The sequence below is a fragment of the Oleiphilus sp. HI0086 genome, assembly GCF_001635225.1.
The window spans coordinates 1-602 of record NZ_LWFZ01001264.1 but is presented as its reverse complement, the minus strand read 5'-3'; the positions used below and the strand labels follow the sequence as shown (position 1 = coordinate 602).

The following is a 602-nucleotide window of genomic DNA, read 5'->3' as shown; positions in this document are numbered from 1 at the left end:
GGCTGGCACAACAATCATCACCGCTTTGCCGTCTCTGCAAGGCAGGGTTTCTACTGGTGGGAGATTGATATTTCTTACTTGATACTGCGTCTATTGAGCTTTTTTAGAATTATTTCTGATCTGAACCCTGTGCCTTCTCGTATCCTAGAAGAAGGTAGACAAAAACGTTCAAGCATAAACGTTCATACTTAAAAAGGCACAATCATCATGTCAGTCGTCGTTATAAAGTCAGAAACACCCGCTAATGTTGTAGAGCGATTCAAGCACCTCTTCCACACGCTCGATGCGAATAACTGCGATAGTGGAATCATTGAAGCAGTCTACGAACCAGACGTATTATTCGAAGATAGCTTTCATCGGATAGAAGGCGTAGCTAACTTTCAAGGGTACTGCGCGTCACTGTATCAGAACTTACTTTCCTGCCAGTTCACCTTCCATGACCAGTGGGTTAAAGACAATGATGCCATGTTAAATTGGACCATGAAATATGCTCACCCGAAGCTAAATAAAGGCAGAATAATCACGATTGAAGGGGCAAGCCTAATACGTTTCAACGACAAAGTGTACTACCACAGAGACTACTTTGATGGCGGGCAATTGCT

At 43.2% G+C, this 602-nt stretch carries 1 protein-coding gene and 1 pseudogene; both read left to right on the top strand.

From position 1 onward, the window contains the following. Positions 1 to 192, top strand: a pseudogene (locus A3756_RS28850) (acyl-CoA desaturase); the annotation flags it as partial. A 15-nt stretch (positions 193 to 207) separates the two neighbouring features. Then, positions 208 to 602, top strand: a 395-nt coding sequence (locus A3756_RS21880; RefSeq protein WP_068554637.1) for a nuclear transport factor 2 family protein, incomplete at its 3' end; no start/stop codon positions are given.